Genomic DNA, 16,282 nt, shown 5'->3' with positions numbered 1-16,282 from the left:
CAAGCGAGGTCTGGGACGGATCCAGCGTTTGCGGCTCGCCGGAATTGCCGCGGTGCAGAACCGCTTCGGCAAGCGCCGGGCCTGCCGCCAGCACAAGCGAACCGGCAAGCAGGGCGGCGGTAAAATTGAACTTCGCAAACGTCATCTGGCTGTTTCCTCGCCGTTTACTGGTCGGTGTTTGACATGAAATGGCAATATCCATCCGTTCACGGTCCTGTAGAAAGGGCCGTGCCGGGTCATGTCTGTTTGTCGATTTGCGGTCGGTAGCTGGCACATAGCGAGCCGGGCAAAAGCGTGACGCGCAACCCGCGGGTGCGGGTTGCGCGTCAGACTTTGCTATTCAACGCTGAGATATTTGCTCAGGTGCTCGTTGTTGGCGTTATCACCCCAGCCCTTGACCTTGTCGGCCACGAGCCAGAGGTTCGCATCATTCATCAGCGGCGCGATCGGCTGGTCGCGCATGATCAATGCTTCTGCCTGGTGCAGGATCTTGGCGCGTTCCGCAGGATTGCGCTCTTCATAGGACTTCTTCATCAGGGCATCAAATTCGGGATTGGAATAATGCCCGTAATTGAAGGTCTTGTTGGTGCTGACATTGAGGTTCAGGAAGTTTTCCGGATCGGCGTAATCTGCCGTCCAGCCGGCACGGGCAACGTTGAATTTGCCGCCTTCCTGCAGGTAGGCGTAGTGCGATGAAATATCGAGGTTCATCAGCGTGACCTTGGCGCCGAAGGCCTTTTTCCACATGTCGGCAACAGCCGTCGCCACACGCTCGTGGTTCGGGTTGGTGTTGTAGCGGATTTCGATGTTCAGAGGCTTGCCGCCTTCGCCATAACCCGCTTCCTTCATCAGCTTGAGCGCTTCATCTTCACGGTCAAGCTGCGACTTGTCGGCAAAATCGGCCTTGGAGGGTTCGCCGTAGTTTTGCATGCCCGGAGGAACCAGGGAGTAAACCGGCAGTTTGGTGCCGTTGTAGATGTCCTTGGCAAGGAAATCGCGATCGACGGCCATCGAAAGGGCACGGCGCACGCGCACATCGTTGAACGGTTCGGTGCGCGTATCGAAGGGGTAGTAGTAGGTTGCCATGGCCGGGGTCACGTGGACCTGCTTGGCATTGGCGGCGCGCATGCGCTCGATCTGGTCGGAGGAGAAGTTGTAGACGAGGTCCAGTTCACCGGCTTCGTATCGTCGGACGGCTGCGGCCTGGTCTTCCAGGGGATAGAAGATGACCTTGTCGAGCTTGACGTTTGCCGCATCCCAGTAATGTTCGTTCTTGGCAACGGTCAGATGGTCGTTCGGCACGTGCTCAAGCAGTTTGAATGCGCCATTGCCCACCAGTTTGCCCGGTTTGACGAAATCGGCGCCATTCTTTTCGAAGCTGGCCTTGTTGATCGGCAGCGCAGTCTGGTGCGACAGCAGCTCGATGAAGAAAGGGGTCGGACGTTCGAGCGTGATTTCCAGCGTCTTGGCATCAATGGCCTTTACGCCGAGCTCTTCCACCTTGGCCTTACTCTTGTTGACGGCTTCGGCATTCTTGATGGGATAAAGGATATTGGCGTAGCCGGCGGCTGTCTTCGGGTCTTCGACGCGGCGCATCGAGAAGACAAAATCTTCCGCCGTTACCGGCGTGCCATCCGACCAGTTCGCATTGTCGCGCAGCTTGAACGTGTAGACGGTGCCGTCATCGGAAACCTTCCAGCTTTCCGCGGTGCCCGGAACGATCTTGCCCATGGCGTCATAGATCGTCAGGCCCTCGTAAAGATCCTTGACGATGAATGCTTCGATATCGATCGAGGTCTGCGACTGATCAAGGGTCTGCGGTTCGCCGCTGTTGCCGCGATGCAGCACGGCTTCTGCCAGTGCCGGGCTTGCGCCGATCATCAGCGATCCAAGCAGCAGCGCCGCGCGGAGGTTGAGTTTCATAAATGACATTTTTTGGTCCTTCCCCTTTGAAGAATTATGAAGGCATGAACAAAAGCCAAAATTTTGCCAAACGCAAGCCGTCGATTCTGCGAATTATGCGAAATATGCGAGTCGACGAAACGGCCTAAATCGAGTTAAACTCAGGATAGAGCAGCATTTTCAGGCTGTTTGGCCTGCAAGCAAATTTTACGAAAACGTCAAAAAAATTGTGCACGATGTGGACCATCGGGCCCATTCTCGTCACTTTTTGCTCCAAAATCGCCGCTCTGGCGCGTTTCACGGTGTCTGTTTGATATTTTTCCCCGAAATGGAAATTTGGTTAGCAAAGCCTTTCCGGCACCGTGCGGGTGCCCGCGCAGACGACGAGCGCTTGCGGTCTCGTGGCCGGCCAAGGGCCGAGGATCATTGTCGCCCATTGTTGTTGCCACACCACGCAATACCCCCAATTTTATCCTTGGACAGCCGGACAAGAATAGGTCTTAAGCGGGTGGTGATTTGCTGATCGAAAAAATCCTGTATGCTGCAGCGCCCCGCCCTTTGAACATCTGCCAGACATCCCCGGTGAACAACAGGTAAACGTGCATGACAGCTCTCGTCATTCTTACTATCGCAGCTGTCGCGCTCTGCGGCGTGATGGCCTGTGCCTTTCTTGTGCAGCGCCAGACCGGGAACAGCGGCTGGGCGGATGCCTTCTGGTCGTTCGGTGTCGGGGCAATCGGCATTCTTTCCATCCTGTTTTCCAGCGATATGGTCTCGCCGGCCCGAAAATGGCTGGTGATTATCCTGCTTGCGCTATGGTCGCTGCGGCTGGGCGGCCATATTCTGCTGCGCACGCTCAACAGCGAGGATGATCCACGCTACGCGCGGTTGCGCAGGCAATGGGGTGCCTCTGCCAATTCGCAGATGTTCTTCTTTCTGCAAACGCAGGCCTTTGCCGGCATTCTCCTTGTCGTCAGCGTTTACATCGCCGCCGCCCGGCCGGATGTCGAGCTGGAATTTCCCGATTATCTCGGGCTCGTGGTGGCGCTTGTTGCGCTTGCCGGCGAAGCGATCGCGGACTGGCAGCTCAAGCGGTTTTCGCGAAACCCGGCCAATCGCGGCAAGATCTGCGATACGGGTTTCTGGCGCTGGTCACGCCATCCGAATTACTTCTTCGAATGGCTGAGCTGGGTGGCCTATGTGCTGATCGCTGCGGATTTCGACGGCGACTATGTGCATGGCTGGCTCACGCTTGCCGCGCCGGTCCTGATGTATGTGCTGCTGCGCCATGTCTCCGGCGTCCCGCCGCTGGAGGAGCACATGCTTGCCTCGCGCGGCCAGGCTTTCCGGGACTATCAACGGCGCACGAGCATCTTCTTTCCCAAGCCGCCTCAAGAATAAGGTGAGAAAACAGGTATTAACCTATTGAAGTATCGATAATATCTATCGTCCTAATCGGTGACATCGGAATCGCGCAAAAGGGCTTCCAGGGTTTCCAGCCTGTCCGCCTCGATCGGCGGCTTGTCCCAGCGCAGGCGGGCGATACGGGGAAAGCGCATGGCGACGCCGGATTTGTGCCGTTTTGACCGGTTCAATCCTTCGAAGGCCACTTCCAGTACGAGGCCATGGTTCTGCTCCGCCCGCACGGAACGCACCGGCCCGAAGCGTTCGGTGGTGTTGTTGCGCACATAGGCATCGAGCTGTTTCAACTCTTCGTCGGTGAAGCCGAAATAGGCCTTGCCCACCGGCACCAGATGCGGGTCGTCTTCCGGGCCGGTCCACACGGCAAATGTATAATCCGAATAGAAGCTTGATCGCTTGCCGTGGCCGCGCTGGGCATAGACAAGCACGGCATCGATGGTGAAGGGATCGCGTTTCCACTTGAACCACGGTCCCTTCGGGCGTCCGGGCACGTAGGTGGAATCCCACTGTTTCAGCATCAACCCTTCGATAACGGGGTGCGGCGGGTTCCGGCGCATTGTGACAAGGTCTTCGAAGGTGGAATACGGCACGAGCGGCGACAGATCGAAACGCGTGGAATCGAGATCGGAGACAAAGCGCTCAAGCCTTTGCCTTCGTTCAGCAAAAGGCAAAGTCCGGACGTCTTCGTCGCCGTCAACCAGCAGATCGTAAAGCCGCACGAATGCCGGATGACTTTCCATCTGTTTGGCCGAAACCGCTTTCCGGTTGAGCCGCTGCTGCAGATCACCGAAGGCGCCGATTTCGACGCTTTCGGCGGTGCTGCGGGCAACGAGCAGTTCGCCATCCAGTGTTCCCTCGAAATGCATGGCATCGGCAATATCGGGAAAAGCGTGGGAGATGTCGTCACCCGTCCGCGAATAGACGCGCCGCTGGCCGGCTTCAGCCGTCAACTGCACGCGGATGCCGTCCCACTTCCACTCCGCCGCATAATCTTCTGCAACAATCTTTGCATAGTCCGATTCTTCGAGCGGGGTCGAAAGCATGACAGGACGAAACGGTGCGGCGGCAAGGCTGGCAGGTTTTTCCGTCTTGCCTTCCAGCCAGGCGAACAGGGATTGATAGGGCGGCTTCAATCCGTGCCAGAGTTCCTCGATCTCGCCAACATCCACTGCGCCGAAATCCGCAAGCGCCTGCTTGGCCAGTCGTGCCGAAACGCCGATGCGCAGGCCGCCGGTCACCAGCTTCAGCAGGGCGTAGCGGGCGGAGGCGTCCAACTGGTCCAGCCATTTCTCCACGAGCCTGATGGCATCGCTGCGCGAGGCGCGCGCGAGCGAGGCAACGACGTCGCCAAGGGTGGGGACGGCGTTGGCACGCGATGGCTCCTTGGCTGACCAGACCAGGGAAATCGTTTCAGCGAGGTCGCCGACATAGTCATAGGAATAGGCAAAAAGCTGTTCGTCCATACGCTCGGCGACGAGCGCGCGCAGCATGGCGGGTTTGACATTGGCGATGTCGAGGTCCCGCGTGATGGCGGCAAGGGCAAGACCGCGGTCGGGGTCCGGCGTCTGCCGGAAATAATCGACGAGCAGCCTGATCTTGCCGTTGCGCTGCGGCGTGAGCACCAGCCTGTCGAGAAGGGCGGCGAATTCGCGCATCAGTCCCCCTCGTCTTCATAGCCGACGAGATGCAGCGGCCGTGCGGCAAACCCGTTGAGATCGCACCATCGGACAAGCGCCTCCTCGCGGCCGTGGGTCACCCAGATCTGCGATGGGGCCAGTTCCCTGATCGTACTGGTCAGTTCATCCCAATCGCAGTGATCGGACAGGATGATCGGCAGTTCCACGCCCTGCTGGCGCGCGCGCTGGCGGATGCGCATCCAGCCCGAGGCGAAGCATGAAACAGGATCGGGAAAGCGTCGGGCCCAGCGGTCCTGAAAGGAGGAAGGCGGTCCGACAACGACACTGCCTGAAAAATCCTGCGGCGTACCGGTTTCGAGGGTTGCCGGGGACAGGGGGCCAAGATCGATGCCCTGCGACTGGTAGTATTCGCAGAGTTTTGTCAGTGCGCCGTGGATGTAGATCGTCCTGTCATAGCCCGCATCGCGCAACATGCGGATGACCCGCTGCGCCTTGCCCAGCGCATAGGCGCCCACAAGATGCGAGCGTTCCGGAAACTGTTCGATGGACTTTATGAGCTTGGCGATTTCGTCCCTGGCATCGGGATGCCGGAACACCGGCAGGGCAAAGGTCGCCTCGGTTATGAACACGTCGCAGGGAACGGGTTCAAACCCGATGCAGGTGGGATCCGCCGCCCGCTTGTAGTCACCCGAACAGACGATGCGCATGCCGTCCTTCTCGACGGCAATCTGTGCCGAGCCCAGCACATGGCCTGCCGGGTGAAAGCTGACCTTGACGCCATTGATCTCGCTGACTGTTCCGAGCTCCGCGGCCTGCGTCGTTCCGGCAAAATTGTCGCCATAGCGTATCCCCATGATATCGAGTGTCTGCTGTGTTGCCATGACATGCTGGTGGCCGGGTCTGGCGTGGTCGGCATGACCATGGGTGATCAGGGCGCGCTCCACCGGGCTGACGGGATCGATATGGAAATCCCCCGCCGGGGAATAGAGACCCGCTGGCGTTGATCGCAAAAGTGCCTCCGGACGGGTCAGCATTGTTCTTCCACCTTTCTGCACCAACGAAGATAGGCAGCATTTGGCTCCACGCAAATGCCGAAAACCGCGAAAGAAAACTTGGCGCTTTCCTTGCACACCATTACATTCGCTCTTGTGAGCACCAAGACAAAGCCCCTTTTTATCGAAGGCAGTTCTCTCCTGCCAAAACCTTTCCTGGACTGGTTTCAGGCCAAGGGATGGTCGCCGCGCGCGCATCAGCTGGAATTGCTGGAGGAAGCACAAGCCGGCCGTTCGACCCTGCTCATCGCGCCGACAGGTGCGGGCAAGACGCTGGCGGGTTTTCTTCCGGCGCTGGTCGATCTGGCGACACGCGGCAAAAGCAACAATGCCAGCCGTGGCATTCACACGCTCTACATCTCGCCGCTCAAGGCGCTGGCCGTCGACATCGAGCGCAATCTGGCCCGGCCCATCGAGGAGATCGGGCTTGATATCACCATCGAAACCCGCACCGGCGATACCCCCGCCTACAAGCGGCAACGCCAGAAGCTTGTTCCGCCGGATATCCTCCTGACCACACCGGAACAGCTCGCCCTTTTGATTGCCAACAAGGATGCCGGGCGGTTTTTCGCAGATTTGCGCTATGTCATCTTTGACGAGCTGCATTCGCTGGTGACGTCCAAGCGCGGACACCTGCTGTCGCTGGGATTGGCACGGCTGCGCAAGGTGCAGCCCGGTGTGCAGACCATCGGGCTTTCCGCAACCGTTGCCGATCCGGATGCCCTGCGGCGCTGGTTGCTGCCGCAATTGGAAGGCAGGCCCATGGCCAGCCTCGTCAAGGTCGAAGGCGGTGCCAAACCGCATATCACCATTCTTGAAACATCCGACCGCATTCCCTGGGCCGGCCACTCCGCCGTTTATGCCCTGCCGGGCATCTATGAAGCGATCAAACGGCACCAGACAACGCTGATTTTCGTCAATACCCGCAGTCAGGCGGAGCGCCTGTTCCATGATCTGTGGATGGCGAACGATGACAATCTGCCGATTGCGCTGCATCACGGCTCGCTCGATGTCAGCAAGCGGCGCAAGGTCGAGCAGGCGATGGCCAGCAATGCGCTGCGTGCAGTCGTTGCCACCTCGACGCTTGATCTGGGCATCGACTGGGGTGATGTCGATCTCGTCATCCATGTGGGTGCGCCGAAGGGGGCGAGCCGGCTGGCGCAGCGCATCGGCCGTTCCAACCACCGGATGGACGAACCCTCGCGCGCCATCCTGGTTCCGGCCAACCGATTCGAGGTGATGGAGTGCCAGGCGGCGCTCGATGCCAATTATCTCGGTGCCCAGGATACGCCGCCGCTCGGCGAGGGTTCGCTGGATGTGCTGGCTCAGCATATTCTCGGCATGGCCTGCGCTGAACCGTTTCATGCGGATGCGCTTTTCGAGGAGATAACCACGGCCCTGCCCTATGCGGGCTTGCCGCGTGAAACGTTTCACCGGATTGTCGATTTCGTCGCCACCGGCGGTTATGCCCTGAAAAGCTATGAACGTTTCGCCAAAATCCGCCAGACCGCCGATGGGACATGGCGTGTAACGCACCCGCGCATTGCCCAGCAATACCGGCTGAATGTCGGCACCATTATCGAGGCGCCCAGTCTCAATGTGCGGCTCACTCGCCAGCGCGGCAAGGGTGGCAATGCGCGTGGCGGCCCGGTGCTCGGCAAGGTGGAGGAGTCGTTTCTCGAAGCCCTTTCGCCGGGCGATACGTTCTTCTTTTCCGGGCGCGTGCTGCGTTTTGAAGGCATTCGCGAGAATGAATGCCTTGTTTCCAATGCCGAAGGGTTCGACGCCAAAATTCCTGCCTATGCCGGCGGAAAATTCCCGCTGACCACCTATCTCGCCGATCAGGTGCGCGCCATGCTGGCCGATCCGGATCGCTGGGGTGCCCTGCCCGATCAGGTCAGCGACTGGCTGAGAATCCAGAAGGAGAAATCGGTGCTGCCTGATCCCGGCAGCCTGCTGGTCGAAACCTTCCCGCGCGGTGAACGCTATTACATGGTGATCTATCCCTTTGAGGGACGGCTGGCGCATCAGACCCTTGGCATGCTGCTGACGCGGCGGCTGGAGCGGGCCAAGGCGCGGCCCCTCGGCTTTGTCGCCACGGATTATGCGCTGTCGATCTGGGGCCTGCGCGACATGGGCCGTATGTTCCGGAAGGGTGAACTGCCGCTTTCCGAATTTTTCGATGAAGACATGCTGGGCGATGATCTCGAGGCATGGCTGTCGGAAAGCTGGATGCTGAAGCGCACGTTCCGCAATTGCGCGCTGATCTCCGGCCTTGTCGAGAAGCGGCATCCGGGGCAGGAAAAAACCGGGCGGCAGGTAACCGTCTCGACCGATCTCATCTATGACGTCCTGCGCACGCATGAACCCGACCACATTCTCATCCAGGCCACGCGCGCCGATGCCGCCACCGGGCTTCTCGACATTCGCCGCCTTGCCGATATGCTGGCACGAATCAAGGGTCACATCATCCACAAGGAGCTCGACCGGATATCGCCGCTCGCCGTTCCCGTGATGATGGAAATCGGCAAGGAGCGTGTTCCGGGCGAAGCCCACGAAACGCTGCTCGAAGAGATTGCCGACGAACTGACCCGCGAGATGATGGAACGGACATGAATCTGGCGGTTCACACGACACGGACAATGCTGCACGGCGCGGTCGAGACCGATATTGCCGGCCATGCAGCTATATGTGACCCGTCCGGTGCGCTTTATCTGGAGGCCGATCGCATCCTGATCGTCTCAGACCTGCATTTCGAAAAGGGCTCGTCTTTCGCCCGGCGCGGCATGCTGCTGCCGCCCTATGATACCGCCTCCACATTGAAGGCACTGGCGGCAAGCATTGCCCGGTATCAACCGGCCTGTGTCATCAGCCTTGGCGACAGTTTTCACGATGGCGATGCCGCCGCGCGCCTGCCCGCCATCTATGCCGAGCAACTGGCGACATTGATGCATGGCCGTGACTGGATCTGGATCACGGGCAATCACGATCCGGAGCATCCGGCCGATCTTCCCGGAGAGACCTATGCGGAACTGGCTTTCGGGGCGCTGGTGTTCCGCCACGAACCTTCAAAAATCGCATCGCGGGGTGAAATCGCCGGGCATCTGCATCCGGCGGCAAAGGTGGTAAGGCGCGGCCAGGCGGTGCAGCGGCGCTGTTTCGTCACCGACCACACCCGCATGATCATGCCGGCGTTCGGCGCCTATACCGGCGGGCTCAACATTCTTGGCCGGGCCTTCCATGGCCTGTTCGACAGCAACAGCCTCAAGGCCTATATGCTCGGCCATGCCAGGGTTTACCCCATGCTGCGCAAGACGCTGTATCCTTGAGATATCTGCATGACTGTTCTTGCGGTCGGTAAGGAAATTCCTTACATATGGGCCATGCGAAGGAGTAACTCATGATCACCAGCAAAATGACGAGTAAAGCTCAGACGACCATACCGCAGGCGGTACGTGTGGCGCTGAAACTGAATCCAGGCGATGAAATTGCCTATCGGATTGAAGAGGGGCGGGTCATCCTCATGCGAGTGGAAGCCGGTACCCAAGGCGATGATCCCTTTGCAACATTCGTGGAGTGGGACAGCCCTGCCGATAGAAAAGCCTATGCTGACCTTTAAGTCCGGCGATATCGTCCGCGTACCGTTTCCTTACACGGACCGCAACACGCGCCAGCACCGGCCTGCGCTTGTCATCTCGGACGGCGCCGTGGGTGAAGATGCCAACCTTCTTTGGGTGCTGATGATTACCAGTGCTGAAAATAAATCCTGGACGGGAGATGTTTCCATTCCCCGTCATGCGGAAACTGGTCTTCCGGTCGCCTCCGTCATCCGGCCGCTTAAGATTGCGACCATTGAAGCGGCTCATGCGGACAAGCTGGGACAGGTTGCAACGGAAACACTGGATGATGTCAGGCGTGTGGTTGCCTCAGTCCTGAGCAAATAGCAATTCTGTCAGTTCTCCATTCAAATCGGCAGCCTGCCATCTTCCTTCAATGTGTCCAGCACGATGGCGGTCTTGACGTTCTGTACGGACTCGTGCGGCAGCAGCACGTCGTTGACGAAGGACGAGAGCGCCCGCAAATCTGGTGTGACCACCTTGATGAAATAATCCATCTCACCCGTCAGTGCATGGGCTTCCATGACTTCCGGCAGCTTTGAAATGAGGTCGGAAAAGCGGCGGGCATTGTCCCTGTTATGGGTGGCAAGTGTGACAGAGATGATGTTGACGATGCCGAGACCCAGTTTTTCGCGATCGATTTCCGCCCTGTAGCCGCGAATGAATCCCTCCTCCTCCAGCCGGGAGCGGCGGCGCGAGCATTGCGAGGCGGACAGGTTGATCCGCTCGGAAAGCTCGTTGTTTGTGAGTCGTCCATCCTCCTGCAGCGAAGACAGTATTTTGCGGTCAAACGCATCAAGTTGCTCCACTCATGCTCTCCTTAGTAGTTATATGCACGAAATGTGCGCATTATGCCTCTGCGGAGCGCTGAAATGCAAACACTTTGCATGCCATTTGCGCGATAATGCGGATAATCAGAGGAGGATGCCATGGGCCCATTTCCGCACGACGCACCGGTCGCTACGATCAGCAAGGAAAATCCTGCCGGGACGGATGGTTTCGAGTTTGTCGAGTTCTCGCATCCGGAGCCGGAAAAGCTGGAAGAGCTCTTCACCCGCATGGGCTACAAGCCCGTTGCCCGGCATCGCACCAAGAACATAACGTTGTGGCGTCAGGGCGACATCAACTACATCCTCAATGCTGAACCCAATTCCCATGCGACGAAATTCGTCGGTGAGCATGGCCCGTGTGCGCCATCCATGGCCTGGCGCGTGGTGGATGCCAAGCATGCCTTCGATCATGCGGTTGCCAAGGGTGCGACACCCTATACCGGCGATGACAAGACCATCGATGTTCCCGCCATTGTCGGTATCGGCGGATCGATGTTGTATTTCATCGAAAAATATGGCGAAAAGGGCTCGGTCTATGAGGACGAGTTCGAGTGGCTAGGCGAACGCGACCCGAAACCGCAAGGTGTCGGCTTCTATTATCTCGATCACCTGACCCATAATGTCTATCGCGGCAACATGGACAAGTGGTGGGCGTTCTACCGGGAACTGTTCGGCTTCAAGCAGATTCACTTCTTCGACATCGCCGGCAAGCTGACGGGCCTCGTTTCCCGCGCCATAACCTCCCCTTGCGGCAAGATCCGCATTCCGTTGAACGAATCGACGGATGACAAGAGCCAGATCGAGGAATATCTGCGCAAGTACAAGGGCGAAGGCATCCAGCACATCGCCGTCGGGACGGAAGCCATCTACGACGCGACGGACAAGCTCGCGGACAACGGGCTCAAATTCATGCCCGGCCCGCCCGAGACCTATTACGACATGTCGCATGAGCGTGTGCATGGCCACGATGAACCGATCGAGCGGATGAAGAAGCATGGCATTCTCATCGACGGCGAAGGCGTGATCGACGGCGGCATGACAAAAATCCTGCTGCAGATTTTCTCCAAGACCGTTATCGGCCCGATCTTCTTCGAATTCATCCAGCGCAAGGGCGATGAAGGCTTTGGCGAGGGCAATTTCCGCGCTCTGTTCGAGTCGATCGAAGAAGACCAGATCCGCCGTGGCGTGATCAAGGTCGCTGCTGCGGAATAACGCACAACGGAGCGGGCTATAAATCGGGTTGGTTGTGCATTATATTGAGTGCATGATGACTGCAGCTTTTGTAGCCCCTATCGTTCCCGCTGATTTCCCCGAGCTGAAACTGCTCGCGTGGAACAGGGATGCTGCGCGTCCAATTCCAGCGGAAGAAGCGTTTGAGCTCTACGAGCGCAACTGGCGCTTTGTCGATGCCGAGCACCTGACCGCCCGTGAAGCAAAACTCATTCGGGAGCTGACGCGGGTTTTCGGTAATGGTGTATTGCTGATTTCCTGACTTTTCCATCCATAGCGGTTCCTGCATAGTGCAGGATGGAAAAATGTGGGAGCGTTATGCCGATGGATGCGAGCGATGTTTTCGAAGCCATTGCCGCCTTAAAAAGCGACGTCGCTCGCATCTGGCCGGAAGGCCGTGTAGAAGCCGAATAGGCGTTGTCTCTAACGCTTGCCGATCAGCGCGGCGGCCTTGCTGCGGATTTCGGCAAGTTCTGCTGCCGACACGCTGCCCTTGTGCATTGCGCGTCGAACGCGCCAGTCGAGACTCTTGACCTGATCGGCAAGGACGGTGCCCGGTCGATCACCTGCGATCAGCACTTCGAACGGATACTTCTTGATCTGCGTGGTCATGGGGCAGCACAGCATGAGGCCGGTCTTGCCGTTATAACTGGCGGGGCTGAGCACGACGGCGGGGCGATGTCCGGCCTGTTCATGACCGGCTTGCGGATTGAAATGCAGCCACACGATGTCACCGGCATCGGGTACATAGGCCGGCATCAAAAGGATTCCTTGCCGACGGCAGTGCCAAAGTCGGCCTCGGAATGCATGTTCTCGGATGTGACGCCCTCGATCAGCTGATCCAGGTCATACTCGGTCTGACGGACCGGCTCGATGATGATCAGGCCATCTTCTTCACGCACATCAACCACCGTGTCGAGTTGCAGCCGCGCTGCAACCATGACAGCGACCGGGATGCGCACCGAAGCACTGTTCCCCCATTTCTTCACGGTCACACGCATAGCCAACTCCTTGTATCATCATTGTCGATACAATGATGAGTTCCGCTTGATGTGTCAACAATGTCTATACGTCAGGCTTGGCTTTATCCGGATGTGCTGCCACGAAGGCCTTGAGTTTTTCGCAGCGACCGGAGATGGCATTGACCCGTTTCAACCCTGAGATATCAGCGCCCCAGCGGTGGGCATTGTAGACCTGCGGCACAAGACAGAAATCGGCCATGCCCGGCTTGTCGCCATGGCAGAACTTGCCGGTATCCGGATTGTCGAGGAGCCGTTCGAAGGCTTCCAGTCCTTGCGCGATGAACTTCTGCATCCAGGCGCCGCGCGCTGCATCGCCGCCCCCGGTGATCTCCATGACATGTGCGGTCACGCCCATATTGCAGACCGGGTGAATATCCATGGCAATGGCATAGGACAGCGCCCGCACGCGTTGCCTGCCTGCCGGATCGGGGGGCAGAAACGCGGCATCGGGGTAAATCTCATCGAGATATTCGATGATGGCCAAAGACTGTGTCATCATCCTGCCGTCCATGGCCAGCGTCGGAACGAGGCCTTGCGGGTTGCGGCTCAGATTGTCCGGTTGTTTGTGCTCGCCCTTCAGCAGATTAACCGGCACGGTTTCATAGTTCAGCTTGAGGCTTTGCAGGGCAATCCGCACCCGGTAGCTTGCCGACGAGCGCCAATAGTCAAAGAGGACGAGCCCGTTCATCACTCGGCGTCCGTTTGATAGCGTGTCACCTGCTGCTCGATGGCGCCGAACACGGAATGACCGGCATTGTCCTTCATTTCAATGCGCACGGTGTCGCCGAACTGCATGAATGCCGTCTTCGGCGCGCCGTGATTGATCGTCTCGATCATGCGGATTTCCGCGATGCAGGAATAACCCGCCCCGCCCTCCGCGACGGGTTTGCCAGCTCCGCCATCCAGCTTGTTGGAAACGGTGCCGGAACCGATGATCGTACCCGCCGACAGTGGACGGGTTTTGGCCGCATGGGCAATGAGAACCGGGAAATCAAAGGTCATGTCGACACCGGCATTCGCCCGGCCGAACGGCTTGCCATTGTAGTCGACACTGAGCGGCAGATGCACCTTGCCGCCGTCCCACGCCTCGCCCAGTTCATCCGGTGTGACCGCAACCGGCGAGAAAGCCGAAGACGGTTTCGACTGGAAGAAACCGAAACCCTTGGCGAGTTCCGCCGGGATCAGCCCGCGCAGGCTGACATCGTTTACCAGCATGATGAGACGGATGGCGTGGCGTGCCTGATCGGGCGTCGCACCCATAGGCACATCGTCGACGACGACGGCCACTTCGCCTTCCATGTCAATGCCATAGGCTTCGTCGGCCATGACGATTGGCGCGCGGGGGCTGAGAAAACTGTCGGAGCCCCCCTGATACATCAAAGGATCGGTCCAGAAACTCTCCGGCATCTCCGCCCCGCGGGCCTTGCGCACCAGTTCGACATGGTTGACGTAGGCCGATCCGTCCGCCCATTGAAAGGCGCGCGGCAATGGCGACAGCGCCTCATGTTCGTGAAAGCGCTCGGAAGGGACGGCCCCGTGGTCGAGGCTTTCGGCCAGCGCTTCCAGATGCGGGGCGATGCGCGCCCAGTTGTCGAGTGCGGATTGCAGGGTGGCTGTGAGAAACGACGCATCGGTGAAACTGGTCAAATCCCTGGACACGATAACGAGCCTGCCGTCCCGCGTTCCATTGTTCAAAGATGCAAGTTTCATTCGGACCAGTCTCCTTCGGGTGTGCCGTTGAACCGCTTCTTCAGGTCCGTCCAGCAATCGGCATAATTGTCCTGTAGTGAGTCCAGTTCCGCCGCAAACCGCGTGAGATGCTGCGGGAAACGGGTTTCGAACATAAAGGCCAGGGTATTCTCCAGTTTGTGTGGTTTCAGTTCCACAGTCGATGCCTTGTTGAAGCCCATCGTATCCGGCCCGTGCGGCAGCATCATGTTGTGCAGGCTCATGCCTCCCGGAACAAAGCCCTCCTCCTTGGCGTCGTACTGACCATAAACCAATCCCATGAATTCCGACATGATGTTGCGATGGTACCAGGGCGGGCGGAAGCTGTGTTCGGCAACCAGCCAGCGCGGCGGGAAAATGACGAAATCCACATTGGCGGTGCCTTCCTCGCCGGATGGCGCGGTCAGTACCGTAAAGATCGACGGATCGGGATGGTCGAAGAGGATGGCGCCCACCGGCGAAAAGGTGCGCAGGTCGTACTTATACGGCGCGTAATTGCCATGCCATGCCACCACGTCGAGCGGGGAATGGCCGAGATCCGTCCGATAGAACTTGCCGCACCATTTCACATGCAGGCGGCACGGGGTTTCCTTGTCCTCATAGGCGGCGACCGGCGTCTTGAAATCACGCGGGTTGGCGAGGCAATTGGCGCCGATCGGTCCGCGATCCGGCAGCGCGAATTTCGCACCGTAGTTTTCGCAGATATAGCCGCGGGCTTCACCGTCAAGGGCGGCAACCTTGAACACCATGCCGCGCGGGATGATGCAGATTTCCGAGGGCTCGATCTCGATGATGCCCATCTCGGTGAATACCCGCAGACGACCCTTTTCCGGTACGAGCAGCATTTCACCGTCGGCATTGAAGAAGTAGTCATCCTCCATGTCGCGGTTGAACGCATAGACATGGGCGGCCATGCCGGTCTGGCCGTGCACGTCGCCTGCCGTGGTCATGGTGCGGATGCCGTCGATGAAATTCACCGGCTCCTGCGGCATGGGTGTCGGGTTCCAGCGCAGCTGGCCGATGGGCAGTTCGTGATCGTCGAGATTGGGTGCGGTCTTCCAGTCTTTGCGCGACGTGGGCGTGAAACGTCCCGAATGTTTGACCGACGGCCGGATGCGGTAAAGCCACGAGCGTTCATTGATGCCGCGCGGCGCGGTGAAGGGCGAGCCGGACAGCTGTTCCGCGTAGAGACCATAGGCACAGCGCTGCGGCGAGTTCTGCCCCTGCGGCAGCGCGCCAGGGAGCGATTCGGTTTCAAAGTCATTGCCGAAGCCCGGCATGTAGTGAAGGGTCATGATCAATCCTCCCGATCTATTTAGTTGCATTTGTGACGATCTTTTTTGTAACTATCAACGGCAAAGGAGATCAAATGACTGGGAAACAGAACGAGGCGGCGATGCCGCCGCTGGTGCTGGAGGATTTCATTCCCTACCGGCTGAACAAGGCAGCGGAGGCGATCAGCCAGCGCTTTGCCAGCCAGTACCGCGATGAATATGGCCTGACGCGGCCGGAATGGCGCACGCTGGCAACGCTCGGCCAGTTCGGGGCGCTGTCGGCGACGGCCATTGGTGCACATTCATCCATGCACAAGACAAAGGTCAGCCGTGCGGTGTTTTCACTGGAGCAGCGCCATTGGCTCAAGCGCAAGCGCGATGACGCCGACCGCCGCACGGAACATCTGGAACTGACGCCGGCGGGACGCAAGGCGTATCAGCATCTGGCGACGATGGCGCACGACTATGAGACCGAGCTGTTTGCCAGGCTCGGCGATCGCGGCGCCAAAGAACTGAAGGCGGGGTTGGCGGCGCTGGAAGCCTACTACCGGCAGGGCCGGTAGCAGCA

At 58.9% G+C, this 16,282-nt stretch carries 17 protein-coding genes; 8 read left to right on the top strand and 9 right to left on the bottom strand.

The features are described from left to right. Positions 1-336: 336 nt before the first annotated feature. Positions 337-1,932, bottom strand: coding sequence for a peptide ABC transporter substrate-binding protein (locus tag ACP7B1_RS22695; RefSeq protein ID WP_403181662.1), 1,596 nt, complete (start codon positions 1,930-1,932; stop codon positions 337-339). Positions 1,933-2,505: 573 nt separating this feature from the next. Here ACP7B1_RS22695 and ACP7B1_RS22690 point away from each other — a divergent pair. Next, positions 2,506-3,303 carry a DUF1295 domain-containing protein gene (locus ACP7B1_RS22690; protein WP_346305383.1) on the top strand — a complete coding sequence of 266 codons (798 nt, stop codon included), beginning with the start codon at positions 2,506-2,508 and terminating at the stop codon, positions 3,301-3,303. A gap of 50 nt (positions 3,304-3,353) precedes the next feature. On the opposite strand, the gene ACP7B1_RS22685 is transcribed toward ACP7B1_RS22690, so the two are convergent. Together ACP7B1_RS22685 and ACP7B1_RS22680 are read right to left on the bottom strand one after the other, a co-directional pair. Continuing rightward, positions 3,354-4,979, bottom strand: coding sequence for a cisplatin damage response ATP-dependent DNA ligase (locus ACP7B1_RS22685; protein WP_403181666.1), 1,626 nt, complete (start codon positions 4,977-4,979; stop codon positions 3,354-3,356). Next, positions 4,979-5,995, bottom strand: a complete 1,017-nt coding sequence (locus ACP7B1_RS22680) for a ligase-associated DNA damage response exonuclease (protein WP_346305385.1) — start codon at positions 5,993-5,995, stop codon at positions 4,979-4,981. Before ACP7B1_RS22680 ends, ACP7B1_RS22685 begins: the two co-directional genes overlap by 1 nt. Positions 5,996-6,109: 114 nt before the next feature. Between ACP7B1_RS22680 and ACP7B1_RS22675 the strand changes: the two genes are divergently transcribed. The 4 genes from ACP7B1_RS22675 to ACP7B1_RS22660 all read left to right on the top strand — a co-directional run bounded on the left by ACP7B1_RS22675 (position 6,110) and on the right by ACP7B1_RS22660 (position 9,957). Further along, positions 6,110-8,629: a ligase-associated DNA damage response DEXH box helicase gene (locus ACP7B1_RS22675; protein ID WP_403181671.1), complete on the top strand. Its 2,520-nt coding sequence runs from the start codon at positions 6,110-6,112 to the stop codon at positions 8,627-8,629. A 26-nt stretch (positions 8,630-8,655) separates the two neighbouring features. Further along, complete coding sequence (gene pdeM, locus ACP7B1_RS22670) at positions 8,656-9,342, top strand: ligase-associated DNA damage response endonuclease PdeM (protein ID WP_346307591.1); 687 nt, start codon at positions 8,656-8,658, stop codon at positions 9,340-9,342. A 71-nt stretch (positions 9,343-9,413) separates the two neighbouring features. Next, positions 9,414-9,632, top strand: coding sequence for a type II toxin-antitoxin system PrlF family antitoxin (locus tag ACP7B1_RS22665; protein ID WP_346307580.1), 219 nt, complete (start codon positions 9,414-9,416; stop codon positions 9,630-9,632). After that, positions 9,619-9,957, top strand: coding sequence for a type II toxin-antitoxin system PemK/MazF family toxin (locus ACP7B1_RS22660; RefSeq protein WP_346307581.1), 339 nt, complete (start codon positions 9,619-9,621; stop codon positions 9,955-9,957). The genes ACP7B1_RS22665 and ACP7B1_RS22660 overlap by 14 nt, the downstream gene beginning before the upstream one ends. Positions 9,958-9,977: 20 nt before the next feature. Here the strand turns inward: ACP7B1_RS22660 and ACP7B1_RS22655 are convergent, their stop codons facing one another. Further along, a complete protein-coding gene (locus ACP7B1_RS22655) occupies positions 9,978-10,439 on the bottom strand; it encodes an Lrp/AsnC family transcriptional regulator (protein ID WP_346307582.1) in 462 nt (153 codons plus the stop codon). Between the two features lie 120 nt (positions 10,440-10,559). Between ACP7B1_RS22655 and hppD the strand changes: the two genes are divergently transcribed. Further along, positions 10,560-11,672: a 4-hydroxyphenylpyruvate dioxygenase gene (gene hppD, locus ACP7B1_RS22650; protein ID WP_346307583.1), complete on the top strand. Its 1,113-nt coding sequence runs from the start codon at positions 10,560-10,562 to the stop codon at positions 11,670-11,672. Between the two features lie 55 nt (positions 11,673-11,727). After that, positions 11,728-11,952: a hypothetical protein gene (locus ACP7B1_RS22645; RefSeq protein WP_346307584.1), complete on the top strand. Its 225-nt coding sequence runs from the start codon at positions 11,728-11,730 to the stop codon at positions 11,950-11,952. Positions 11,953-12,113: 161 nt separating this feature from the next. On the opposite strand, the gene mazF is transcribed toward ACP7B1_RS22645, so the two are convergent. The 5 genes from mazF to hmgA all read right to left on the bottom strand — a co-directional run bounded on the left by mazF (position 12,114) and on the right by hmgA (position 15,735). After that, a complete protein-coding gene (mazF, locus tag ACP7B1_RS22640; RefSeq protein ID WP_346307585.1) occupies positions 12,114-12,449 on the bottom strand; it encodes an endoribonuclease MazF in 336 nt (111 codons plus the stop codon). Further along, on the bottom strand, positions 12,449-12,691 hold the full coding sequence (locus ACP7B1_RS22635; RefSeq protein ID WP_346307586.1) for an AbrB/MazE/SpoVT family DNA-binding domain-containing protein: 243 nt from the start codon (positions 12,689-12,691) through the stop codon (positions 12,449-12,451). The genes mazF and ACP7B1_RS22635 overlap by 1 nt, the downstream gene beginning before the upstream one ends. A 64-nt stretch (positions 12,692-12,755) precedes the next feature. Further along, complete coding sequence (maiA, locus tag ACP7B1_RS22630; RefSeq protein WP_216373323.1) at positions 12,756-13,400, bottom strand: maleylacetoacetate isomerase; 645 nt, start codon at positions 13,398-13,400, stop codon at positions 12,756-12,758. Further along, on the bottom strand, positions 13,400-14,422 hold the full coding sequence (locus ACP7B1_RS22625) for a fumarylacetoacetate hydrolase family protein (protein WP_216373324.1): 1,023 nt from the start codon (positions 14,420-14,422) through the stop codon (positions 13,400-13,402). The genes maiA and ACP7B1_RS22625 overlap by 1 nt, the downstream gene beginning before the upstream one ends. Beyond that, positions 14,419-15,735 (bottom strand): homogentisate 1,2-dioxygenase, encoded by a 1,317-nt coding sequence (gene hmgA, locus ACP7B1_RS22620; RefSeq protein ID WP_346307587.1) that lies wholly within the window; start codon positions 15,733-15,735, stop codon positions 14,419-14,421. Before hmgA ends, ACP7B1_RS22625 begins: the two co-directional genes overlap by 4 nt. A gap of 74 nt (positions 15,736-15,809) precedes the next feature. Here hmgA and ACP7B1_RS22615 point away from each other — a divergent pair, with 74 nt between their 5' ends. Then, positions 15,810-16,277: a MarR family transcriptional regulator gene (locus tag ACP7B1_RS22615; RefSeq protein WP_346307588.1), complete on the top strand. Its 468-nt coding sequence runs from the start codon at positions 15,810-15,812 to the stop codon at positions 16,275-16,277. Positions 16,278-16,282 lie beyond the last annotated feature (5 nt).

Origin of the sequence: Phyllobacterium sp. SL163, from assembly GCF_049896885.1 — a bacterium.
Taxonomy (GTDB): domain Bacteria; phylum Pseudomonadota; class Alphaproteobacteria; order Rhizobiales; family Rhizobiaceae; genus Phyllobacterium; species Phyllobacterium calauticae.
This window is presented reverse-complemented; position numbering and strand designations above follow the sequence as displayed.